The 21,673-nt window shown below is 60.6% G+C and carries 23 protein-coding genes; 12 read left to right on the top strand and 11 right to left on the bottom strand.

The features are described 5' to 3' along the window. Nucleotides 1-4: 4 nt before the first annotated feature. Complete coding sequence (locus QRN36_RS25265) at nucleotides 5-472, top strand: TIGR02444 family protein (protein WP_285426535.1); 468 nt, start codon at nucleotides 5-7, stop codon at nucleotides 470-472. Here the strand turns inward: QRN36_RS25265 and QRN36_RS25260 are convergent. Further along, nucleotides 469-1,620 carry an AlgP family protein gene (locus QRN36_RS25260; protein ID WP_285426534.1) on the bottom strand — a complete coding sequence of 384 codons (1,152 nt, stop codon included), beginning with the start codon at nucleotides 1,618-1,620 and terminating at the stop codon, nucleotides 469-471. The genes QRN36_RS25265 and QRN36_RS25260 overlap by 4 nt on opposite strands. Nucleotides 1,621-1,800: 180 nt before the next feature. On the opposite strand from QRN36_RS25260, the gene QRN36_RS25255 reads away from it, so the two are divergent. Next, nucleotides 1,801-2,478 (top strand): FKBP-type peptidyl-prolyl cis-trans isomerase, encoded by a 678-nt coding sequence (locus QRN36_RS25255; protein ID WP_285426533.1) that lies wholly within the window; start codon nucleotides 1,801-1,803, stop codon nucleotides 2,476-2,478. A gap of 94 nt (nucleotides 2,479-2,572) precedes the next feature. On the opposite strand, the gene rsd is transcribed toward QRN36_RS25255, so the two are convergent. The 8 genes from rsd to QRN36_RS25215 all read right to left on the bottom strand — a co-directional run bounded on the left by rsd (nucleotide 2,573) and on the right by QRN36_RS25215 (nucleotide 10,224). Further along, entirely contained in the window at nucleotides 2,573-3,031 is a 459-nt protein-coding gene (gene rsd, locus QRN36_RS25250; RefSeq protein ID WP_093466016.1) for a sigma D regulator, read from the bottom strand. A 183-nt stretch (nucleotides 3,032-3,214) separates the two neighbouring features. Then, nucleotides 3,215-3,742, bottom strand: coding sequence for a disulfide bond formation protein B (locus QRN36_RS25245; RefSeq protein WP_285426532.1), 528 nt, complete (start codon nucleotides 3,740-3,742; stop codon nucleotides 3,215-3,217). A 251-nt stretch (nucleotides 3,743-3,993) separates the two neighbouring features. After that, the gene (locus QRN36_RS25240; protein WP_285426531.1) at nucleotides 3,994-5,241 is read right to left on the bottom strand and encodes a heme biosynthesis protein HemY; all 1,248 of its coding nucleotides are present in this window, start codon (nucleotides 5,239-5,241) and stop codon (nucleotides 3,994-3,996) included. Further along, complete coding sequence (locus QRN36_RS25235; protein WP_285426530.1) at nucleotides 5,238-6,380, bottom strand: uroporphyrinogen-III C-methyltransferase; 1,143 nt, start codon at nucleotides 6,378-6,380, stop codon at nucleotides 5,238-5,240. The genes QRN36_RS25240 and QRN36_RS25235 overlap by 4 nt, the downstream gene beginning before the upstream one ends. Nucleotides 6,381-6,431: 51 nt before the next feature. Next, nucleotides 6,432-7,205 (bottom strand): uroporphyrinogen-III synthase, encoded by a 774-nt coding sequence (locus tag QRN36_RS25230; RefSeq protein WP_285426529.1) that lies wholly within the window; start codon nucleotides 7,203-7,205, stop codon nucleotides 6,432-6,434. Further along, a complete protein-coding gene (gene hemC / locus QRN36_RS25225) occupies nucleotides 7,202-8,143 on the bottom strand; it encodes a hydroxymethylbilane synthase (protein WP_285426528.1) in 942 nt (313 codons plus the stop codon). The genes QRN36_RS25230 and hemC overlap by 4 nt, the downstream gene beginning before the upstream one ends. A gap of 255 nt (nucleotides 8,144-8,398) precedes the next feature. After that, nucleotides 8,399-9,145 (bottom strand): LytTR family DNA-binding domain-containing protein, encoded by a 747-nt coding sequence (locus QRN36_RS25220; RefSeq protein WP_093466028.1) that lies wholly within the window; start codon nucleotides 9,143-9,145, stop codon nucleotides 8,399-8,401. Beyond that, on the bottom strand, nucleotides 9,142-10,224 hold the full coding sequence (locus tag QRN36_RS25215; protein ID WP_285426527.1) for a sensor histidine kinase: 1,083 nt from the start codon (nucleotides 10,222-10,224) through the stop codon (nucleotides 9,142-9,144). Before QRN36_RS25215 ends, QRN36_RS25220 begins: the two co-directional genes overlap by 4 nt. A 143-nt stretch (nucleotides 10,225-10,367) precedes the next feature. On the opposite strand from QRN36_RS25215, the gene argH reads away from it, so the two are divergent. The 4 genes from argH to QRN36_RS25195 all read left to right on the top strand — a co-directional run bounded on the left by argH (nucleotide 10,368) and on the right by QRN36_RS25195 (nucleotide 15,962). Next, nucleotides 10,368-11,762: an argininosuccinate lyase gene (gene argH, locus QRN36_RS25210; RefSeq protein WP_285426526.1), complete on the top strand. Its 1,395-nt coding sequence runs from the start codon at nucleotides 10,368-10,370 to the stop codon at nucleotides 11,760-11,762. Nucleotides 11,763-11,822: 60 nt separating this feature from the next. Continuing rightward, nucleotides 11,823-12,116, top strand: a complete 294-nt coding sequence (locus QRN36_RS25205; protein WP_285426525.1) for a hypothetical protein — start codon at nucleotides 11,823-11,825, stop codon at nucleotides 12,114-12,116. A gap of 540 nt (nucleotides 12,117-12,656) precedes the next feature. After that, the gene (locus tag QRN36_RS25200) at nucleotides 12,657-12,905 is read left to right on the top strand and encodes a TIGR02647 family protein (protein ID WP_093466040.1); all 249 of its coding nucleotides are present in this window, start codon (nucleotides 12,657-12,659) and stop codon (nucleotides 12,903-12,905) included. Nucleotides 12,906-13,112: 207 nt separating this feature from the next. Beyond that, nucleotides 13,113-15,962, top strand: a complete 2,850-nt coding sequence (locus QRN36_RS25195) for a class I adenylate cyclase (RefSeq protein WP_285426524.1) — start codon at nucleotides 13,113-13,115, stop codon at nucleotides 15,960-15,962. Nucleotides 15,963-16,112: 150 nt separating this feature from the next. On the opposite strand, the gene QRN36_RS25190 is transcribed toward QRN36_RS25195, so the two are convergent. Both QRN36_RS25190 and cyaY read right to left on the bottom strand, forming a co-directional pair. Beyond that, nucleotides 16,113-16,331 (bottom strand): DUF1289 domain-containing protein, encoded by a 219-nt coding sequence (locus QRN36_RS25190; RefSeq protein WP_285426523.1) that lies wholly within the window; start codon nucleotides 16,329-16,331, stop codon nucleotides 16,113-16,115. Beyond that, nucleotides 16,331-16,687, bottom strand: coding sequence for an iron donor protein CyaY (gene cyaY, locus QRN36_RS25185; RefSeq protein ID WP_285426522.1), 357 nt, complete (start codon nucleotides 16,685-16,687; stop codon nucleotides 16,331-16,333). Before cyaY ends, QRN36_RS25190 begins: the two co-directional genes overlap by 1 nt. Before the next feature lie 239 nt (nucleotides 16,688-16,926). Between cyaY and QRN36_RS25180 the strand changes: the two genes are divergently transcribed. The 6 genes from QRN36_RS25180 to QRN36_RS25155 are packed head-to-tail and all read left to right on the top strand — an operon-like array spanning nucleotide 16,927 to nucleotide 21,524. After that, nucleotides 16,927-17,088 carry a lipoprotein gene (locus tag QRN36_RS25180; protein ID WP_285426521.1) on the top strand — a complete coding sequence of 54 codons (162 nt, stop codon included), beginning with the start codon at nucleotides 16,927-16,929 and terminating at the stop codon, nucleotides 17,086-17,088. A 9-nt stretch (nucleotides 17,089-17,097) separates the two neighbouring features. After that, on the top strand, nucleotides 17,098-18,345 hold the full coding sequence (gene lysA, locus QRN36_RS25175; protein ID WP_285426520.1) for a diaminopimelate decarboxylase: 1,248 nt from the start codon (nucleotides 17,098-17,100) through the stop codon (nucleotides 18,343-18,345). A 4-nt stretch (nucleotides 18,346-18,349) separates the two neighbouring features. Then, nucleotides 18,350-19,180, top strand: a complete 831-nt coding sequence (gene dapF, locus QRN36_RS25170) for a diaminopimelate epimerase (protein WP_285426519.1) — start codon at nucleotides 18,350-18,352, stop codon at nucleotides 19,178-19,180. A 13-nt stretch (nucleotides 19,181-19,193) separates the two neighbouring features. Then, on the top strand, nucleotides 19,194-19,931 hold the full coding sequence (locus QRN36_RS25165) for a DUF484 family protein (protein WP_285426518.1): 738 nt from the start codon (nucleotides 19,194-19,196) through the stop codon (nucleotides 19,929-19,931). 2 nt (nucleotides 19,932-19,933) lie between these two features. Beyond that, a complete protein-coding gene (gene xerC, locus QRN36_RS25160; RefSeq protein WP_285426517.1) occupies nucleotides 19,934-20,839 on the top strand; it encodes a tyrosine recombinase XerC in 906 nt (301 codons plus the stop codon). Next, nucleotides 20,829-21,524, top strand: coding sequence for an HAD family hydrolase (locus QRN36_RS25155; protein ID WP_285426516.1), 696 nt, complete (start codon nucleotides 20,829-20,831; stop codon nucleotides 21,522-21,524). The genes xerC and QRN36_RS25155 overlap by 11 nt, the downstream gene beginning before the upstream one ends. Nucleotides 21,525-21,673 lie beyond the last annotated feature (149 nt).

Here is a 21,673-nt window from a genome sequence, read left to right as displayed (position 1 = left end):
GACTATGCCTTGCGACCTTTGGAGTTTCACCCTGGATTTCTATGCCCGAGCGGGTGTCGAGCAAGCCTGCCTGACGCTGCAGGCCAGCGGCGCCAACGTTTGTGCGCTGCTGTGTGGCGTCTGGATGGATCAACGTGGCGTTCCGTTCGATCAGCGACGCGCCGAGGAAATCGGACAATTGGCGACCCCGTGGCACGATCAGGTGGTGGGCCCATTGCGGGCGGTTCGTACACGCTGGAAGGCCGACTCAGCGAACGATGAGGAACTCAAGGCACTGCGCGAAAGGGTTAAAACGCTTGAGCTGGATGCCGAGCGCGAGCTGCTGGTGAGGCTCGAACGCTTGACCAAAGACTGGCCGGAAGACGGACCGAGCCAGACAGGCGCCTGGCTGGCGGCGCTCGCAGGGCGAGCGGCGAACGAAAATCCCGACGCGCTTCATGTTTTGCTGCGCGCCGGGACGGAGATTGCTTAAGAAGCGCTGTTCGAGGTCGAACCCGTCGACGGCGTCGCTGCAGGAGTGGCAGGTGCCGCTGGGGCGGTAGTCGATGCGGGCGCTACCGGTGCTGGAGCAGCGGGCTTGGCGGAAGCCGGCGTCGCAGGCTTGGCCGCAGGTTTCGCTGCAGGCTTGGCAGCGGCAGGCTTTGCCGCTGTCGGCTTGGCTGTTGCAGGCTTGCTGGCGGCTTTGGTGGCGGCAGGTTTTGCAGCAGCAGGTTTGGCGGCCGCTGGCTTGGCAGCCGGAGTCGCTTTGGCAGCAGGCTTGGCAGTGGCAGATTTGGCAGGCGCTTTGGTAGCCGCAGGTTTTGCAGCAGGTGCTTTCGCCGCAGGCTTGGCAGCAGCGGTTTTCGCAGCAGGTTTAACGGCTGGCTTGGCAGTCGCGGCGGGCTTGGCGGCCGCGGTCTTGACTGGAGTTTTCGCCGCGACCGGCGCCTTCACAGCGGGTTTCGCAGCTGGCTTGCTTGCAGCTTTGACGGCTGGTTTTGCGGCAACCGGCGCCTTGCTTGCGGCAGGTTTGGCGGCAGCGGTTTTCACCGGCGCCTTGGCGGCAGGTTTCACAACAGCCTTGGCAGAGGCTTTTACCGGGGCTTTGGCAGCAGGCTTGGCAGCAGGCTTGGCAGCTGCAGTTTTGACAGCGGGTTTGGCGACCGTCGTTTTGCCGGCCGGCTTGCTGGATGCTTTGACAGCAGCCTTGGCGGCAGTCTTCTCGGTGGCAGCTTTGGCCGCGCGATCACTCAGCGCTTTGCCAACGGCTTCTTTCACGCGACCCACGCCCTGCGCGAGCTTCAGGCTTTCCTGCGCGTCACGCTTGAGGTTGAGGATGTAGGCGCGGGTTTCGGTCTGACGATCTTTCAATGCATCGAGCAGGGTCTCAAGCTCAGCAACGCTGCCCTTGGCTTTGGTCTGAGCCTTGGCTTTACCGGCGTTGGCAGAGTCTTGCAATTTGATGCGGGATTTATGCAGTTTTTCCTGGGCTTTGCCGCGTTGCTTTTCCAGCTTGGCGAGCAATTTTTCAGCGTCTGCGAGCGCTTGAGAACAGGCATTTTCAAGGTGCTCAAGCAGACTGCCCGAAAGTTGTTGGAGCAAATGCAACGGAGTGTTTACTGGCTTCTTGGTGGCCGACATGACTTACCTCCTGGCTGATTTGAATGCGGCTCATACTAGACCTCTGCCCGCACCGCCGCTAGGGCATCTTGACACTGCAATTTCCGGTCTGTTGCAGTTCGGGCAAAATCGCTGCATTCCCCATCACATTCGGCGCGCGGCGCTGGCATAATCGCTCACTTCCCAGGCCGGAGAGCATTCATGTCGCGCTACCTGTTTATGTCGTTGTTCCTCTTGGTACCCTTTGCTCACGCGACCGATGCCCCGCCGTCCGATAACGCACACGACCTGGCGTACAGCCTGGGCGCCAGTCTTGGCGAACGTCTGCGTCAGGAAGCGCCGGATCTGCAATTGCCTGCGCTGATCGAAGGTCTGCAGCAGGCCTATCAGAACAAGCCTTTGGCGATCAAGCCGGAACGCATGGAACAGATCCTCAGTGACCACGATGCCGCGCTCGCTCAGGCTGAAAATTCCGGGCAGTCCGAGCCACAGACCGAGGCGGCGCTGAAGGAAGAACGTCGATTCATGGAGGCCGAAAAAGCCAAGCCTGGCGTCCGTCAGCTGGCCGACGGAATCCTGATGACCGAGCTGGCGCCCGGTAACGGTCCGAAGCCTGACATCAATGGTCGTGTTCAGGTCAAGTACGTCGGCAAGCTGCCTGACGGCACCATCTTCGACCAGAGCCAGCAGCCGCAATGGTTTCGACTGGACAGCGTAATCGCCGGCTGGACCACCGCGCTGGTGGACATGCCCGTAGGCGCCAAGTGGCGTCTGGTGATTCCGTCGGCCCAGGCCTACGGCGCTGAGGGCGCAGGCGACCTGATTGATCCCTACACGCCGCTGGTGTTCGAGATCGAGCTGATCGCAGTGTCCCAATAACGTCGGATTCGGGCACGCATCAGTGGAGAGCCGCTGTGCGCAAGGCCATAAAAAAGGGTGCCCCGAGGCACCCTTTTTTGCGACCTGAACGGGGTCAGGCCTGAACAGCCAGCTTGTCTTTGTGTGCGGTATGCAACACTTCGATCAGGCAGTCTTCCAGCTCGAAGCGCTCATGCAGCAAGCCGCCCAATTCTTTGAATTTCTCTGCCACGCATTTCCCTTCATCGCACAGATCATTGAACGCCAGCAGCTTTTCAGTGATGACGTCGATTCGGGGATAGAGGGTGTCTGCGAGTTCGAGACCGCGCTGATCGTTGAAAGCCTTGGCTTCGCCCGTCAACTGCTCGTAGATTTCGAAATGACCGGCCGATACGTAATCGACCAATGTGCCGCAGAACTCCTGCAGCTGCTTGCGAGTTTCAGACAACGCTTCTGGCTCTGCACCAAGCACATCGTAGGCTTTGATCAGCTCGTTGCGTTCTTGCAGCCAGCGATCGATCAGCTTGTGAACTCCGCCCCAGCGTTCCTGAGCATTCTGACAACTTTCCAGCATGATGTTCTCTCTTCCCTTCAGGGGCATGCTGCCTTGAATCGCTTGGCGATCCGGCCGATGCGTATGAAAACCGGCTCAGAAAAACCGTCGATGGCAGCATTATTCCGATGATGCGTGCGGCCCAGATTATGCCCGCATGACTAGGCCTTCAAGGTACGCAGGAGAGAAAGTTCATACAAGTGTTTAATCAGAGCTGCCCGATTCCATTGGTCCGAATCGACGAAACTTGATGAAAAGGCAGTACAGCGCGAACAGGCTCATGCCCGCAAACGCCAGCAGACTCCACTCCGGCAGGCTGATGCCAAACAACGACCAGGTGATTTCAGAACACCCTGCATTGCCAGCCAGCACCAGGGAAAGAACCTTCGCGTACGGTTGCGTATCCAGCAAGTAGCGAAGGTTCTCCAGACACGCCGACATGTTTTCCGGAGGCGATGCTTGTAACCAGACTTGCCGGGCGGCAACTGATGCACCGATCAGTGAAAGCAGCAGGAGCGTGGCGGAATAGATTCGCAAACCAGTGCGAGCTGGCGCATGACAGGCGGCGATCAGGCAAACGCCCGCGAAGGTCATCAGCAGCGCGCGTTGCAGAGCGCACAGCGGACAAGGCGCGAAGGTCAATGTGGAGCCGAGATAGACAACCGCTCCTGTAATCGATGCACAGGCCAGAAACGCCAGAAAGAACAGGGAGCGCGTGCGAGCCAGATGCATGGAAAATCCGTAACAAAAGACGAAGGCGGCTACGGTAGAGGAAAGCGAGAGTCGCTTTCAAGGCAACCAGCGGAGGATATTTCTTAGTTCGTGTAGGGAAATCCCGACGCTCGCCCTAAGACGTTATACCGGCATCGCGGAACGCATTCTAAAGCCCTACAGAACATTAGGAAACTTCCCACATCTCCAACAAAGCAAAACAGAAAAGGCCCCTGATGGGGCCTTAAGTTCTGCGAAGCCGACCCGCTCGATCAGACGCTGGTCAATGCCGGCAACGGTCTTGCCAGTAAACGCTCATCCAGTAATCCGAGGCCTTCCTGAAACAACTGATTGCTGCGATCCGTTTCACCCAGCTGCCCAAGAAGGCGCGCCAGTTCGGCACACGCTTCAGGATTGCGCTGCAACCTCAGGCTGCTCTCGAGATAGTCCCGCGCCTTGCCCCACAGACTGCTCTGCAGGCACAGCCGTCCAAGGGTCAGTAACAGTCCTGGATCGTCGGAATGGTTCTTCAGCCAACCTTCTGCGGTCTGCAATTGCTTGCCGGGATCACTGCCGCGGACCAGCCCATAGAGACGCGCCAGATGGCTGCTGTACTCACGTTTGAGCGAGTTGCGCAGCACTTCTTCGGCCTGAACCTCGGCCCCATGGCGACGCAGTTGCTCGGCGTAGGCCAGAACCAACGCAGGCTCCTGACGCTGGGCGGACGACAGCTGCTGCCAGGCCTTCTCCAACGCGGGCAATCCGGCAGCGCCCGCCTCGCCTTCCGCCCCGCGATAGGCCGCCAGCGAAAGGTTCTCACCCCAGGCACGCTTCTCGAGTTCGGCCAGCTCCTGGGCGGGCAGCACTTTGTCTTTGCGCAGCTCCGGCATCAGGCGGATCAGCTCGGACCACTCGCCGCGCTGACGATAAAGCCGCTGCAACTGACGCAACACTTGCGGGTTGTGCGGGTGACGTTCCTGCATGGCCTGCAAGGTCGCCAGAGCACCCTCACTGTCGCCGCGATCAAGTTGCAGTTGTGCATGATTCAACGCGATTGCCAGCTCGGCTTGCGGCTGACGTTCGAGCGCGCGTTCCAGCAGGTTGTCACTCTCCTCATAACGGCCCTGTTCGTTTGCCGCGCGGGCAGCGCCGAGGTAATACAAGAGCGGCTGGCTGTCAGCTTCGGCAGCACGATGCAGGTGCCGTTGCGCACTGGCCCAGCGACCTTCGGCAAGATCCATCTGGCCCTGCTCGATCGCGATCTGCACACGGCGGCTGCGGTTACGACGGGACCATGGATTGACTACGCCACCGGAGGTCGTCAGCAGCCGGATCAGGCCGCGAACGAACCAGATAATGAAGCCGATCGCGACGAGCAAGGCGAGCGCAGCCCAGAGGCTGGATTCGTAGCGGAACGTGTCGTAAGCAATCAGCACGTACCCGGCATGATGCGAAATGGCGAGACCGATCAGCGCCGCGACCACGATCAGTACGAAGACGATCACATAGGCGCGCTTCATGGGCGACTCCCCGACTGCGCCCCGTCAGCCTGGCCGTCCAGCGCACCACCGACCGGCGAGTGGCGCTGCTGCAGATAGGCCTGAACCGCACTGAGACTTTGACTCAGGTCGGGCGTGACAACAGACACGGGTTTGCCGGCCAACTCGTCGAGGCGCTGGCCAACGACCTTGCTTTGCGGGTTGTCGCGGTTGAAGTTGGTATCCAGCACGCTCCGCGCTTCGGCAATCGCTTTACTGTAAACCGGCGCTTCTCCGTTCAAGGCTGCCCACTGCGCCTGCTCCAGCGCAAGGCTCAGCGCCAGTCGTACCTGGGTCAGGCTCTGGCCCGCCAACAGAGGGCGAATGTTGCGATCGGCATGAAAATCAATGCGCACGTACTGAGAGATCTTGTCCCACCACTTCGCCCAGTAGCTGTCTTCGCTGCCGTCAGTGAGGCCGAACAGGGAGTCGCCCTTGTCTTTGTATTCAGGAGCCAGGGCATTCAACTCGCCAACCTGATCGCGCAAGGCAGCCAGTTGCAGGAACAACCCCGTGCGGTCCGGTTGATCGACGCTGCGCAGCGCCGCGAGGCTCTTGGCCAACTGCTCGCGGGCGGCAAATGCGCCTGGATCGTCTTGTTCGCGCAGGATCTCGTCGGCGCCCTGAACCAGCGCCTGCGCGCTGTTGATGTCTTGCAACGCAGACAGGCGCAGCGTCGCCAGACGCAGTAAATGCTCGGCTTCGGCCAGACGCCAGTCCTTGCGGCTCGCGCCCAGCACTGTCTCCAGACGCTGGCTCAGACGCTGCTGATCACCCTGCAACTGCGTGACCAGCCGGCGCCGGTCTTCCAGCTCTTCAGCCGGCGGCAGTTGCGCCAGTCGTGCCGACAGTTGCTGTTCGCTCTGCTTGAGTATCTGGGTTTGCGACCCGATGTCCTGCAACTGGCCAGACTGCTGCTGGCTGCCGGCCTGAATCGCGCGCAGCTGCCAGACGCTCCAGCCTCCAACGGCGACGCCTGCTGCGCCGAGCAAGACGGCCAGGATTGCCAGACCATTACTGCTGCGGCGGCTGGACGGTTGTTTGTGCGCTGGATCAGGCACCGGCTCAGAGTGGGCCAGTACCGGTTCAACGTCATCTTTTGGCAAGACTGTTTCGCTCACGTATCCATCCTTTGCATTTGGGCGTAATCGCGTAATCCGACTCGTCGATCATTACGCCTGTGAGGCAGGCGCGGGCGTTTCCCGCAATGCTGCCAGCAAGGCCGAAGCGCTGGCGCCACGGCAGTCCACTACGGTCGAAGCGCCGGCAGCACGTGCCAGTTCAGCGACCCGGGGGCTCGGTACGAATAACGGCAACTGCGAAAGCAAAGGCCAGGCGTCGCCCGCCATTTCACGCAGATGCTCAAAACCCTGTCCACTGCTGACCACCAGCCCGTTCAAGCGTTCCGCCGCAACTCTGTGCACCAGCGTCGAAGCCGGGTAAAGCGGCAGGTTTCGGCGATACAGTGGCAGATAATCGACAGTAGCACCTCGCTCGCGCAAGCGCTCAGCCAACAGCTCTCGGCCATCTTCGCCGCGCATGATCAGCACTCTAGGGTCGTAGCCGGAAATGGCCTGTTCCAGCTGCGCCAGCTCAAGCAGCGCTTCGCTGTCGTCGCCGTGCTCGGGGAAGAACACTTGCAAGCCATAGTCGTCGAGGATCTGCGCCGTGGCCGCACCGACGGTGAACCACTTTTGCATGGGTGGCTGCGGCCAGACTTCATCGACCCTCTCAAGCCCAAGCCGGGCAGCGGGTTTACTGACGACAATCACTGCACAGTAAGTGGCAAGGTTGTAGATGATCGAGCGACTTTCTTCAGACACCGGCAGCGGTTCGATCTCAAGCAGCGGCAGGCTGGAGCTGAACACGCCCTGCTCGGCCAGCACGTCGGCGACGGCTTTTGATTCTTCTGCCGGCCGGGTCAACAGCAGGCGCCAACCCTTCACTCTTCGTCCGCCTCGCCGTAGACCGCCTTGAGGATCTTCGCGGCGCCCTGCGCCAGCAACTCCTCGGCAACTTGAACACCCAACGCCTGAGCGTCGACGTGAGGAGCGCGGGCTTCAGCGCGCAGCAACACGCTGCCGCTCGGGTCGCCAACCAGTCCGCGCAGCCATAGCTGATCGTTCTCCAACACGGCGTAGCAGGCGATCGGCACCTGGCATCCGCCGTTGAGGTGTTTGTTCAGCGCACGCTCGGCGGTCACCCGCATGGCGGTGTCGGCATGATGCAGCGGAGCGAGCAACGCGTGCAGCTCAACATCAACGCTGCGGCACTCGATGCCGACGGCGCCTTGCCCGCCGGCGGGAAGGCTGTGTTCGATGCTGATGGGGGCGGTGATCCGGTCTTCGAATCCCAGACGGATCAGGCCGGCAGCCGCGAGAATGATTGCGTCGTACTCGCCGGCATCCAGCTTGGCCAGACGCGTGTTGACGTTGCCGCGAAGGAAATGGATCTTCAAATCCGGGCGCCGGGCCAACAACTGGGCCTGACGGCGCAAGCTCGATGTACCCACCACACTGCCGGCGGGCAGCTCATCGAGGCTGGCAAAGGTATTGGAAACGAAGGCATCGCGCGGGTCTTCGCGTTCGCAGATGCAGAAAAGACCCAGCCCCTGCGGGAAATCCATCGGCACGTCTTTCATCGAATGCACGGCGATATCGGCTTCGTGCTCGATCAGCGCGGTTTCCAGCTCCTTGACGAACAGACCCTTGCCGCCGATTTTCGACAACGGCGAGTCGAGCAGTTTATCGCCACGGCTGACCATCGGCACCAGCGTGACGACAAGCCCAGGATGGGCCTGCTCCAGCCGGGCCTTGACGTACTCGGCCTGCCAGAGGGCAAGCGCGCTTTTGCGGGTGGCGATGCGGATCTCGCGAGAAGACATGAATCAATCCGTACTGAGTGAATGCGGCGGATAATAACAGCTCGGCCTCACAGGGCCGAATGACTGTATTCAATCTGCACGCATCATGATCTCAATCACGGGATGGACGCCATGCGGCGGCGTGTCGCTCGCCGGGCCTGTCGGATTTCCCTGCAGGGGCGCGCTTGCCCGCGAGCGCATCGTCTCAGTCGAGAGTCTTGTCTGAGATACTTCGCAATCCCAGGCAAGCGCACTCCTACAGTGGTAAGCGATCGGTCAAAGTTGCTGCATCATTTTGCGCACGCCCGCCACGTGCCTGCGACTGACGATCAGCGCGTCACCGTTCAAACCTTTGAGGAACAGCTGGAAATGCCCAAGCGGCGTGCGTTGCAAACGTTCGATACGGTCGCGGGCCACCAGTGCATTGCGGTGAATTCGCACGAAACGGTCACCGAATTCATCTTCCAGCGCTTTGAGCGGCTCATCGAGCAACACTTCGCCGTCCTCATGACGCAGGGTCACGTACTTGTGATCGGCAATGAAATAGATCACATGATCCAGCGGGATCAGCTCGATGCCTTTGCGGGTCCGGGCACTGATGTGGCTGCGCGGACCATTACCGCTTTCGGCAGCCGGACGGGTCATCGCTGCAAGCTGCACACGATTGGGCCGCTCGGCCTTGCGAAGGGCTTCGAGAAGGTTTTCCGGACGCACCGGTTTGACCAGATAGCCCACCGCACTGACCTGGAAGGCCTCCAAAGCAAACTCGTCATGCGCGGTGCAGAACACCACGGCAGGCGGCGTATCACGCTCGCACAATTTGGCTGCGACTTGCAGCCCATCCAGCCCCGGCATGCGGATATCGAGTAACACCACATCGGGCTTCAGACTATCGATCAGCGTCAAGGCTTCTTCGCCATTGGTGGCGCTGGGTTCAAGGACCCGATAACCCTCAAGATCTCCAACCATACGGCTCAGGCGATCGCGGGCTAGGGGTTCGTCATCAACGATCAGGACATTCATATTGCTCTGGCTTCCTGCGTGAGTCTCGCACAAGGATAGCGTAGACAGGTGAAGTGACGACCGTCACGGCGCTCCACGCTCAGACTCGCGTGAGGTCCAAAAAGTGCCGTGATCCGGGCGCCGATATTTGCCAATGCCTGCTGGGTGCCGTTTGAAGTCTGTCGCAGAGCGACCTCGTCGTAGGGATTACTGACACGCAATATGAATACTCCCCGTTCGTAGTCCGCCTCGACTCTGACCACGCCTCCTTCGACACGGGGCGCGATACCGTAAATCAACGCGTTTTCAAGTAATGGCTGCAAGGTTAGCTGGGGAATCGGCAAATCGTCGGGAATTGCACTGACGTCCCAGTCCAACTGTAGACGCTCGCCAAGTCGATATTGCTCAATCGATAGATATCGTTTGGCCAACTCAAGTTCTTCGCCCCACGTCGTCAGGCTTCCGGGCTTGCCCAGACTGGCGCGAAACAGGTCGGAAAGGTCCAGCACCGCCTGCTCGGCCTTCGCCGGATCGCTGGTGACCAGACTGGCGATACTATTGAGCGTATTGAACAGAAAGTGCGGCCGGATCCGCGCCTGCAACGACTCGATCCGCGCCCGCAACTCGGCCTGTTGCTGCTTGCGCCACTGACTCTGCAGATAAAAGTAGCGCAACATCAGCGCAGACATGATCAGCGCAATCAATGAATAGCGAATATAGCGCTCGATCACGCCATCCAGAGACGTGGCTGGCGACACCTGACAGTAATCGGTGACCGCCGTGCAGGCCAGCGTCACCGCGACCACCAGCAGACAGCCGATAGCGCCTGCAACGCCGGCCCTCAGACGCGCCAGCCAGGGCCGCAATCCGCAGAGCAAGGCGGCGGAGAGCAGCACGATCCATTGCACGAACATCGAGATCAACGCCAGTCGCACCCAATTGAAGTCGGGACGCATGGGCTCGATGAGCACCAGAACCAGCACCAGCAGTTCGGCCAGCACGACCAGCACCAGCAGCGCCTGCGGCAGGCACAGTTCCGGCAGGAAGAACTCTTTGCCGGGCGAGGCGCTCTGGCCCGGTGTATTGCGCTCGATTTGCATGATTCAGAGTCTCCGCGCTCGTCCCCGTTCGGGCAAGCAGCCCGGAATAAAAAACCGGCAATGCTGTTATCATCGCCCGCGCCTTTTAAATCGGCCACGCCACTTTCATCAGCACAGTAACCAGTAGAGCAGCGAGCGAATCCATGAGCACCGACAAGACCAACCAGTCCTGGGGCGGCCGCTTCAGTGAACCCGTCGACGCCTTCGTCGCACGCTTCACCGCCTCCGTCACTTTCGATCAGCGCCTTTATCGCCACGACATCATGGGCTCCGTTGCCCACGCTACGATGCTGGCAAAAGTCGGCGTGCTGACCGATGCCGAACGCGACACCATCATCGACGGCCTGAAGACTATTCAGAGCGAAATCGAAGCCGGTACGTTCGACTGGCGTGTGGATCTGGAAGATGTGCACATGAACATCGAGGCGCGTCTGACCGACCGCATCGGCATCACCGGTAAAAAGCTGCACACCGGCCGTAGCCGCAACGATCAGGTCGCAACCGACATTCGTCTGTGGCTGCGCGATGAAATCGATCTGATCTTGGCCGAGATCACCCGCCTTCAAGAAGGTCTGCTGGGCCTGGCCGAGCGCGAAGCCGAAACCATCATGCCGGGCTTCACGCACCTGCAGACCGCGCAACCGGTAACCTTCGGCCATCACATGCTCGCCTGGTTCGAAATGCTCAGCCGTGATTACGAGCGTCTGGTCGACTGCCGCAAGCGCACCAACCGCATGCCACTGGGCAGCGCTGCGCTGGCTGGCACGACCTACCCGATCGATCGTGAGCTGACGTGTCAGTTGCTGGGCTTCGAAGCGGTTGGCGGCAACTCGCTGGACAGCGTGTCCGATCGCGACTTCGCCATCGAATTCTGCTCCGCCGCCAGCGTCGCAATGATGCACCTGTCGCGTTTTTCCGAAGAGCTGGTGCTGTGGACCAGCGCGCAATTTCAGTTCATTGATCTGCCGGATCGCTTCTGCACCGGCAGCTCGATCATGCCGCAAAAGAAAAACCCGGACGTTCCGGAGCTGGTGCGCGGCAAGAGCGGCCGCGTATTCGGCGCGCTGATGGGCCTGCTGACCCTGATGAAAGGCCAGCCTCTGGCCTACAACAAGGACAATCAGGAAGACAAGGAACCACTGTTCGACGCCGCCGACACGCTGCGCGATTCGTTGCGCGCGTTTGCCGACATGATCCCGGCGATCAAGCCCAAGCACGCGATCATGCGCGAAGCTGCGCTGCGCGGCTTCTCCACTGCGACCGACCTGGCGGATTACCTGGTTCGCCGCGGCCTGCCATTCCGCGATTGCCACGAGATCGTTGGCCATGCCGTGAAATACGGCGTGCAGACCGGTAAGGATCTGGCCGAGATGACGCTGGACGAGCTGCGCCAATTCAGCGATCAAATCGAACAGGATGTGTTCGCCGTTCTGACCCTCGAAGGTTCGGTCAACGCGCGTAACCACATCGGCGGCACGGCGCCGGCCCAGGTCAAGGCTGCCGTGGGCCGCGGCCAGCAGTTGCTCGCCAGCCGCTAAGCCCCATCAAACGGGCCGCTCTCATCGAGCGGCCCTCATTGTCAGGACATCGAGAACATCATGAGCGACAAGATCGAAAACGACGAAGAAGAGTTCGCTGAGTCGACCCTGATCCAGGCCATCGAAAACCAGATCGAAAGCGATAACCCTCCAGCGGCCAAGGCCACGTTCAATAAGCTGACACTGGTCGGCTACCCGCGCGAGGAAATCCTGGTGATGATGGCTCACGTGCTGGCGGTGGAAATCGACGGCATCCTGGAAGAGGACCGTCCGTTCAACACCGAGTGGTACGAACAAGCCCTGCGCGCGCTGCCAGAACTGCCGCCAGGCGTGAAGCTGGAAGAAGACGAGTAACGCCCCGCCCCTTTATATGGCTTGCCCGATCCCCTGTGCTCGCAAAGTCTGGTGCACAGATGCTGCAGAGGCTGTGGATGTACCGGCCTCTTCGTGAGCAAGCTCACTCCCACCGGGATTTGTAGCGCTGCAGATTTCGGGGCCGCCCCCAAAACCTGTGGGAGCGACCTCGCTCGCGAAGACTGAGTTCCAGACGTTACCTCTCCACCGCCTGCACCGGCCTCTTCCCGGCTGAAGCCGGTCTACAGACGCCGCGAGTTTTTCGTAGGACCGGCTTTAGCCGGGAAGGCATTGGGTGTTACGCCGTAGGTCGAAGGGGGCGCTGGAGACAGTTGGCTCACTCCCAACGATCCGCATCAACCCATTATTCCGAGCTGCGGCGATCATCTTTCGGCGTGATCTGACGACCGGCCAGATACTTTCTGCAAAACCTCCAGACGCTTACTACACTCCAGATGCCTCGCTGCCGCTTGACCACGGGGCCGTCATGTCTGCGATTCCTTCGCCGCGTCATTCAATTAGAAAAAGTCTGGAGCACCTATGTCGTTTACCCCGGAATTGGTTGCTGAACTGGAAATCCTGTCACTGTTCAATCTGAGCAATACCCAGGAGGGTTTGAAGGTCCACCACGTCGCTGCGCCCTCGGCCATCGCGGCCGCCAAACGACTTTTTGAAAAAGGCCTGACCACTCAGGTCGACGGAGGCTATCTGACCAGTCTCGGACTGGACGCCGCTGAGCACGCCCAATCACTGTTGACCATTCTCGCCGTGAGTCAGGAAGCGGCTTGATATCGCCGCTCGCGAAACCTTCGCCAGGAAGCGTGAAATAAAGGTTTCGCGAACCCTTCTTTTGTAAGATGCTGCGCCGATAAAATTATGGCGCCAGAAAAAAGACACGCAGCCACCTGAGCCCCGAAGCCCGATGCTGCCCCTTCTTTATTTACTGTCGTCCTATTCGCCACCCCAAGTAGTGCCGCTCGCCGGCTTCGAGTCGCGATGACGCGTAGTTTCGAAATTCGCCCTGACCTGGATGAGGGCATTGACCGCAAGGTTCTCAGCCAGCTGCGCAACCGCTTTCTGACCCTTAACGAAGGGCGACTGAGTCGCGCCAACGACGGACTGTCCACGCGCCAGCAAAGCGTGCTGACGCTGCTGCCGCTGTTTTTTCACGTCAATCACCCGCTGCTGCCCGGCTATGTGTCGAGCGCCACGCCGGCGGGCGTTTCTCACTATGAACCCGATGCCCACGCGTTGGCAGAAGCCCAGCGGCTGACCCGGTCTTTTTCCTACAAACCGCGTCGAGGCAATCCGCCTCAACCGATCTACGGCATTTTTCTGATGGGCAGCCTTGGCACGCTGGCGCAAGCCGATCAAAGCGATATGGACGTATGGATCTGCCACGACTCGGCGTTGTCGGCCGAAGACGTCCAGGAGCTGCGCAAAAAATGCCAGGCGCTGGAAACCTGGGCCGCCACGCAAGGCGCCGAAGCGCATTTTTTCCTGATCGACCCTCAGCGATTCGTCCTCGGCGAGCGCGACGCGCAGCTCAGCGGCGAAGACTGCGGCACGACTCAGCACTATCTGCTGCTCGACGAGTTTTATCGGACCGCGATCTGGCTCGCCGGGCGCACGCCCATGTGGTGGCTGGTGCCGGTGTATGAAGAAGCCCGCTACGCCGAATACACCCATACGCTGCTGTCCAAGCGTTTCATCCGGGCCGATGAAGTCCTCGACCTGGGAAACATGTCGCATATCCCGCCGGGAGAATTCATCGGCGCGGGACTCTGGCAGCTGTTCAAAGGCATCGAATCGCCCTACAAGTCAGTGCTCAAACTCCTGCTGACCGAGGTCTATGCCAGCGAGCACCCACAGGTGCAGTGTCTGAGCATGCGGCTGAAGAAGCAGGTATTCGCCAACCGGGTCGACCTCGACGAGCTCGACCCCTACATGATGGTGTATCGGCGGATCGAGGAATACCTCATCGCCCGGGGCGAGCCGGAACGACTTGAGCTGGTGCGTCGCAGCCTGTACCTGAAGGTGAACAAAAAGCTCACTGGCGCCTCGCGGTTGCGCAACGCCAGTTGGCAACGCTCGTTGCTGGAGCGCCTGGTGAAGGAGTGGCAATGGGACGAGCGTCAGCTCGCCCTGCTCGACAGCCGCAGCCAGTGGAAAGTGCGCCAGGTCTCCAGCGAGCGTCGGGCCCTGGTGGGCGAGCTCAACTACAGCTATCGGTTCCTGACTCAATTTGCCCGCACGCAGAATGCCGCCAGCTCGATCAACAAGCGTGACCTGAATGTGCTGGGACGTCGCCTGTACGCTGCGTTCGAGCGCAAGGCGGGCAAGGTCGAGTTCGTCAATCCGGGCATCGCACCCGACCTTGCCGAGGACACGTTGACGCTGGTGCAATCGCCGAACAAGCGCGAACCCGGCAAATATCAGTGGGGCTTGTACAACGGCAACCTCGGCGTGCACGAGTGGGAGGCTTTCGCGCCGATCAAGCGCAGCCGCGAACTGCTTGAATTACTGACCTGGTGTCATCGCAACAACATCATCGACAGCAGTACGCGACTGGCGCTGCATCCCGGCGCCAGCGACCTGAGCGAATTCGAGCTGTTCAACCTGCAGGGTGCGCTGCAGCAGTCAATCGCCCTGCCATTGGGCATGGTCGACGAAGTTGCGCTGCTCAAGCCCAGCGTGCCGAGTGAGATTCTGTTGCTGGTCAATGTCGGCGTCGATCCGCTCAAGCACCACAAGGACCTGAACATCCTGATGACCACCGAACGCACTGATTCACTCAGTTACGCCGGTGTGCGCGAAAATCTGGTGCTGACCTTCGACCAGATCACGCTCAACAGCTGGAATGAAGTGCTGGTCAACCGTTTCGACGGCCCGCACGCGCTGCTCGACTGCCTGACCGAACTGCTCAACAGCCTGCCGGCAACTGGCAACAAACCGGTCATCCGCGTGCGCTGTTTCTGTCACAACCGGGCGCAGGCGATTGCCCAGCGGGTCGAAGAACTGGTCAGCACCGCGCAACTGTTGCTCGAGCGTCGCCTGAATCACCGTTATCTCATTCAAGTCCAGCAGCACTATCACGTGCTGGAGATGGTTCCAGGCCAGATCAGCCACGTTGCACTCGACAGCCTGACTGCTCTTTACGACTATCTGGGCGAGGAACTGCCCGCGTACAGCCCGATTCATCTCGATCCGCAGGCACTGGACGACTCGGATCTGTCGCTGATCATTCCCCATGGCCAGCCTGAGTGCATCCAGGTGTTCTTCCGGATCAACGAGCCGCACGCCGACCTGTATGTGCTCGATGAACACAACGCGCTGTGGCATCAACGCTTGCCTTACCACGACGAACCCAGCCTGCTCATGCCGCTGCAGCGCTTTCTGCAGTCGTTGATGTATCGGCGCGGCGCCCTGCTGCCGCTGGACAACCCGCTGGAGCCTTCATCACTGGAGACGCTGTATTACCGGATTTCTCCTGATGGTGGCGCAAGGGCGCGGCGCATCGAGCAGCGACTGACGCCGGTGACGCCTACTGACAAACCGTTTTATGACGTTCAGGCAATCATCGAGGAAGCATCGCCCGGTCAGGTCAGCGTGACGCTGTACTGCGATGGAATGGAATATTCCGAGCTCGAATTCGGCGAGCAGTTGTTCAGCGTCGTGGCACGACAAATCCTCGAGCAGCGCCGCGAGCCGCAACGTTATCGCTGTTACATCACGGATCTGGATCTTTCAGGAATACTGGGCGATACGCGCGGGCAGACGATTCTGTTCCTGCGCTACAAGGCGGAGTTGGAAAAATCGCTGAACGAAGCGATGGATGAGGCTTGAGGGGCGCTCGATTCGGTATCAGGTCTGACAAGACCTTGTAGGAGCGAGCTTGCTCGCGAGAGGCCGGCGCATCCAATAGATGTTCAGAGGCCAAAGTCAGTCTTCGCGAGCAAGCTCACGCCTACAGGGGGGCGAATTCATCCGAAAGATTCAGCGTTGCGCCCGACGCTGATCGGCCAGCTGCACAATCTCTCGTCTGCGCTCGTCCGTGGCCGCGCGCCATTCCCGGATGTCCTCGACGTGACGCAAACAGCCTGTGCACACCTTCTGTTCATCCAGCCGGCAGACGCTGATGCAGGGCGACGGCACCGCCGGGCTGACATTGCTGTACAAAGGCTTGGGCGCTTTGACAGGGGCAGTACCGCTCACTATCGGTTTCCGTCGGAGTGACCGTCGACAGCGTCGAACTCGATTTCGACCCCGGCCTGCTTCAAGGCCAGGCGATGCAGCATCTCGCCGAGCAACTCTTCGCTCTTGTCGCACACCCAGCGTTTCTCTTCTTCGTCGTAATCGAAATGGAAACCGCCGGCCACGGCCGCCAGCCACAGCTGACGCAGAGGCTCCTGACGACTGAAGATGAACTGAGTGCCGTTCTCGAATTTCACGGTCAGCACACCGGCCGAACTCTCAAGGTCCAGATCCAGATCGCTCTCGTCGAAGATGTCCTCGAGCTTTTCTTGGGTGGCATCTACCAGGTCGTGAAAGCGGGCTTCGGTCAAACTCATTGCAGGAACCTCGAAAGTGTCTACGGATGGCGCAGCGACGCAAGATACGGTCGCTTCCCGGCAATTGCAAAGCATACCCGCCCAACTGCCGTGCCCTGCGCCAAAAATCCGCTCGCTGGCAGCACGCATATCCAGCAATTGCGTCAAAGCCCCGCCGGACGGGAACTGTGGCGCATAGGCAATCTCACGGGTGGCCGGTATACTCGGGCGCAATTAATGCTTATACAAAGGATTTCGCCATGAAGCGCCTGATTTCCTCCCTGGCCGCGCTCCTCGCTGTCGCGTGCCTGGTCTCTGCCTGCGGTCAAAAAGGTCCGCTGTACCTGCCCGACGATGATTCGTCCGATGGCAGCAGCCAGACCAAATCGCACTTGCACAAGCACCAGACCTCGACTTACTAGGAATCAGCCATGGACGCCTTCAACTACCGCGACGGTGAGCTGTTCGCGGAGGGAGTTGCATTGTCTGCCATTGCCGAGCGCTTCGGTACGCCGACCTATGTCTACTCCCGCGCCCATATCGAGGCGCAATACCGCGCTTATGCGGATGCTCTGAGTGGCATGCCGCACCTGGTCTGCTTCGCAGTCAAAGCCAACTCCAATCTGGGCGTTCTCAATGTGCTGGCGCGTCTGGGCGCCGGATTCGACATTGTTTCCCGTGGCGAGCTGGAGCGCGTGCTGGCCGCAGGTGGTCAGGCAGACAAAATCGTGTTCTCCGGCGTCGGCAAGACCCGCGATGACATGCGCCGCGCCCTAGAAGTCGGCGTGCACTGCTTCAACGTCGAATCCACCGACGAGCTGGAACGCCTGCAAGTGGTAGCCGCCGAAATGGGCGTGCGCGCGCCGATTTCCCTGCGCGTCAACCCGGACGTCGACGCCGGTACGCACCCTTACATTTCCACCGGCCTCAAAGAAAACAAGTTCGGTATCGCCATTGCCGACGCCGAAGACGTGTACATCCGCGCAGCTCAGCTGCCGAACCTGGAAGTCATCGGCGTCGATTGCCACATCGGCTCTCAGCTCACCACGCTGTCGCCATTCGTTGACGCGCTGGATCGCCTGCTCGATCTGGTCGATCGCCTGAGCGAATGCGGCATCCAGCTGCGCCACCTCGATCTGGGCGGTGGTCTGGGCGTACGTTATCGCGATGAGGAGCCGCCGCTGGCCGGCGATTACATCAAGGCCGTGCGCGAGCGTCTGGAAGGCCGCGATCTGGCGCTGATGTTCGAGCCAGGCCGCTTCATTGTCGCCAATGCCGGCGTGCTGCTGACCCGCATCGAGTACCTCAAGCACACAGAGCACAAGGATTTCGCCATTGTCGACGCGGCCATGAACGACCTGATCCGGCCCGCGCTGTATCAGGCGTGGATGGATGTGAAGGCCGTCAAGCCGCGCGACGGAGCAGCTCGTGCCTACGACATCGTCGGCCCGATCTGCGAAACCGGCGACTTTCTGGCCAAGGAACGCGAACTGGCGCTGGCCGAAGGCGATCTTCTGACCGTGAACTCCGCTGGCGCCTATGGCTTCGTCATGAGCTCCAACTACAACACCCGCGGCCGTACCGCTGAGGTGTTGGTCGATGGCGATCAAGCCTTTGAAGTGCGTCGTCGCGAAACCGTGACTGAGCTGTTTGCCGGCGAAAGCCTGCTGCCGGAGTAATCCCATGCTGCTGCGTTTTACCAAGATGCATGGGCTGGGCAACGACTTCATGGTGCTGGACCTTGTGAGCCAGCACGCGCACATCCTGCCCAAGCATGCCAAGCAATGGGGCGATCGCCACACCGGGATCGGCTTCGATCAGCTTTTGCTGGTTGAGGCGCCGAGCAACCCGGACGTCGATTTCCGTTACAGAATCTTCAATTCCGACGGCTCCGAAGTCGAGCAGTGCGGCAACGGCGCGCGCTGCTTTGCCCGGTTCGTGCTAGACAAACGCCTGACCGCCAAGAAGCAGATTCGCGTCGAGACCAAAAGCGGCATCATCGAGCTGGACGTCCGCAACGACGGCCAGATCAGCGTCGACATGGGTGCGCCACGTCTGGTCCCTGCCGACATCCCATTCGATGCACCGCAACAGGCGACCAGCTACACGCTGGACGTCGAGGGCGAACGCATCGAGCTAGCGGCCGTATCGATGGGCAATCCCCATGCGGTCCTGCGCGTTTACGACATCAACAATGCGCCGGTACACGCCCTGGGCCCCAAGATCGAAAACCATCCACGTTTTCCCGCACGGGTGAACGTCGGCTTCCTTCATGTCGTCGATCGTCAGCGCGCGCAGTTGCGCGTCTGGGAGCGCGGCGCCGGGGAAACCCAGGCCTGTGGCACTGGCGCCTGCGCTGCCGCGGTCGCCGCGATCAGTCAGGGCTGGATGGATTCACCCCTGTTGATCGACCTGCCCGGCGGGCGCCTGTCCATCGAGTGGGCCGGCCCCGGTCATCCGGTGGTGATGACAGGCCCGGCCGTTCGGGTTTACGAAGGCCAAGTACGTCTATGAGTGAGCATATCCAATGACCGACCAGCCTCAGACTTCAACCGACACGCCCGGCGTTCCTGACGCTGACAAAGCAGTGCCTGCCCTTGAAGCCGAGGCAGTCGCGGCCTGGCTGCAGCAACACCCGGACTTTTTCGCCGAGCACGACGAGTTGCTCACCAGCATGCGCATCCCGCATCAGCGTGGGGACACGGTTTCGCTGGTTGAGCGGCAGCTGAAACTGCTGCGCGAGCGCAACATCGAGATGCGCCATCGGCTGTCGCAATTGATGGACGTGGCGAGGGACAACGATCGCCTGTTCGAGAAAACCCGCCGCCTGATCCTCGACCTGATGGACGCCACCAGCCTGGAAGAAATCGTCATCGCTGTGGAAGACAGCCTTCGCCAGGAGTTTCAGGTGCCCTTCGTCAGCCTGATTCTGTTCAGCGACAACCCGATGACGGTCGGCCGCTGGGTAACCGGCGCCGATGCCCAGAAAGCCATCGGCGGATTGATCTCCGGTGGCAAAACCGTCAGCGGCGCACTGCGCGAGCATGAGCTGGAATTCCTGTTCGGCAGCGAACAGAGCAAGGAAGTCGGCTCGACCGCGATCGCAGCCCTCAGCCATCAAGGTCTGCACGGCGTGCTCGCCATCGGCAGCCGCGATCCGCAGCACTATAAAAGCTCGGTGGGCACGCTGTTCCTCAGCTACATCGCTGACGTGTTGAGCCGTCTGCTGCCGCGTTTCACCAATTCGCTGCGCTCGGTTCGCTAGTCATGGAACGGCAGCTGGATGCTTACTGCACGCACTTGCGCAGTGAGCGCCAAGTGTCGGGACATACGCTTGAGGCTTATCGCCGGGACCTGAACAAGGTTCTGGCGTTTTGCGAAAAACATCACATCGACAGCTGGAAGGCGCTGGATATTCAGGCCATGCGCAGCCTGGTTGCGCGCCTGCATCAGCAAGGCCAGTCTTCGCGCAGTCTGGCGCGCCTGCTGTCTGCGGTGCGGGGCTTTTATCACTATCTGAACCGCGAAGGCATTTGCGATCACGATCCGGCCAACGGCCTGTCGCCGCCCAAAGGCGAACGCAGGCTGCCCAAGACACTCGACGCCGACCGCACGCTTCAGTTGCTGGAAGGTGGCGTGGAAGATGATTTCCTTGCGCGGCGCGATCAGGCGATTCTCGAACTGTTTTACTCCTCCGGGCTGCGCCTGTCCGAGCTGACAGGACTGAATTGCGAGCAGCTCGATCTGGCCGACGGCCTCGTTCAGGTGCTCGGCAAAGGCAGCAAGACGCGAGTGCTGCCGGTCGGCAGCAAGGCCCGGGAAGCGTTGGAAGAATGGCTGAAGCTGCGAGCGCTGGCCAATCCTCAGGACGATGCGGTATTCATCAGTCAGCAAGGCCGGCGCCTGGGGCCGCGCTCGATTCAACTGCGTGTCAAGGCGGCAGGCGAGCGCGAGCTTGGGCAAAACCTGCACCCGCATATGCTGCGTCATTCTTTTGCCAGCCACCTGCTGGAGTCCTCGCAGGACCTGCGTGCCGTGCAGGAACTGCTCGGGCACGCCGACATCGCAACGACCCAGATCTACACCCACTTGGACTTCCAGCACCTGGCCACGGTGTATGACAGCGCCCACCCAAGGGCCAAACGCAAAGGTTCTTCTGACAATGAGCATTAAGCTGATCACGTTCGATCTGGACGACACGCTGTGGGAAACCGCACCGGCGATTGTCGGCGCCGAGACCATGCTGCGTGAGTGGCTGGCCGAAAACGCGCCGAAACTGGGACCGGTGCCTGTTGAGCACTTGTGGGAAATCCGTTCTCGGCTGGTGGAGGCTGACCCAGGCTTCAAGCATCGCATCAGCGCACTGCGACGCCGCGTGCTGTTCCACGCGCTGGAAGACGCCGGATATGCCCACGCAGAGGCCCAGGACCTGGCGGATCAGGGTTTCGAAGTGTTTCTGCAGGGGCGTCACCAGCTGGATATCTTCCCGGAAGTCGTGCCGACGCTGGAGATCCTTGCCAAGTCCTACACCTTGGGCGTTGTAACCAATGGCAACGCCGACGTGCGCCGATTGGGTCTGGCCGATTATTTCGCCTTCGCGCTCTGTGCGGAGGATCTGGGCATCGGCAAACCGGACCCGGCGCCGTTTCTCGAAGCGCTCAAGCGCGGCAATGCCGACCCGCGCCATGCCGTGCATGTAGGCGATCACCCAGGTGATGACATCGCCGGGGCGCAACAAGCGGGCTTGCGCGCGATCTGGTACAACCCGGGCGGCAAGGCGTGGGAGGCGGACGCATTGCCTGACGCGCAGATCAGCAGTTTGACGCAACTGCCCGAGGTTCTGGCGCGCTGGGGGTGATGGGTTGGGTTTTTTTTCGGGGCGACAAACCAATTAAGTCATTGTGCAAGAGCTGGCAACCCGGTGCATCAGGCCATGGCACGGTGCAAAAAATGTGGGAGATTCTATGGTTGCAAACAACGGTTTTCAGGCCGTTTTGCTCACGTATT

The organism is Pseudomonas sp. efr-133-TYG-103a (genome assembly GCF_030209235.1).
Taxonomy (GTDB): Bacteria; Pseudomonadota; Gammaproteobacteria; order Pseudomonadales; family Pseudomonadaceae; genus Aquipseudomonas.
Note: the sequence above shows the minus strand (reverse complement) of the source record. Positions and strands in the feature narration are given on the sequence as shown.